This window comes from Janibacter sp. HTCC2649, assembly GCF_000152705.1.
GTDB lineage: Bacteria > Actinomycetota > Actinomycetes > Actinomycetales > Dermatophilaceae > Knoellia.
Map to the genome: position 1 here is coordinate 1 of NZ_AAMN01000014.1, position 1,029 is coordinate 1,029.

General features: G+C 68.1%; 2 protein-coding genes. One reads left to right on the forward strand and one right to left on the reverse strand.

Annotation, left to right across the window (positions count from 1 at the left end):
• A partial coding sequence (locus tag JNB_RS00090) for a SpoIIE family protein phosphatase (protein WP_009774333.1) occupies positions 1 to 237 on the forward strand: 237 nt, incomplete at its 5' end.
• Positions 238 to 581: 344 nt separating this feature from the next.
• Here JNB_RS00090 and JNB_RS00095 read toward each other — a convergent pair.
• A partial coding sequence (locus JNB_RS00095) for an ATP/GTP-binding protein (protein WP_009774335.1) occupies positions 582 to 1,029 on the reverse strand: 448 nt, incomplete at its 5' end.

Consider the following 1,029-nt stretch of genomic DNA (forward strand, 5'->3'; position numbering starts at 1 on the left):
GGAGTCACCTTCGCCCGCACCCACGGCACGTTGTCCATGGGCGACGCGCTGATGATCTACTCCGACGGCATCATCGAGTCGCGCGGTCACGACCTGTCCGAGGGCACCGACCGCATGCTCGGTGCAGCCTCCGAGGCGATGATCCGACGTGGTGACTCCGTCGCCGACGCCGTCGTCTCGTCCGCTCGCTCCGGCGAGGCCGACGACCGCGCCGTGTTCGTCATCGTCCGCTCCTGAGGCCTACGGACCCTCAACCGGCTTGCTGCCCCGCACGGACCTCGGTCTGGGTATGGGGGAGGTTGGGCGTCTTCGTGCCCCGCACGGACCTCGGTCTGGGTGTGGAGGGGGTTGGGCGTCTTCGTGCCCCGCACGGACATCGGTCTGGGTGTGGCGGGGGTCAGGCGTCTTCGTGCCCCGCACGGTCATCGGTCTGGGTGTGGAGGGGGTCGGGCGTCTTCGTGCCCCGCACGGACATCGGAGCTGTGTGTCCGTGCGGGGCACGAAGTGGATGTGGGTGTGTCCGTGCGGGGCACGAAGTGGATGTGGGTGTGTCCGTGCGGGGCACGAAGTGGTTTGGGGCCTCAGTAGTGCGAGGCGGGTGCGGACTCTCGGCCGCCGATGATCTGGTCGAGTGCGTACTCGGTCACTCGGACCAACGCAGCCTTCGCCGACTCACGATCGCGCGCGTCGATGGCGAGTACGGGGATGCTGGGAGGCAGCGCCAGCGCCTCACGCACGTCCTCGACGTGGAAGCGCTGCGCACCGTCGAACTCGTTGACGGCGACGATGAACGGCAACCCCTTGGCCTCGAAATAGTCGACGGCGGCGAACGCCTCGTCGAGCCGCTGGGTGTCCACCAGGATGACGGCGCCGATCGCGCCACGCACCAGGTCGTCCCACATGAACCAGAACCGACGCTGCCCCGGAGTGCCGAACAGATAGAGGACCAGGTCGTCGCCGAGGGTGATGCGACCGAAGTCCATGGCCACCGTGGTCGTCGACTTCAGCGGCGTGTTCGCGAGGTCGTCG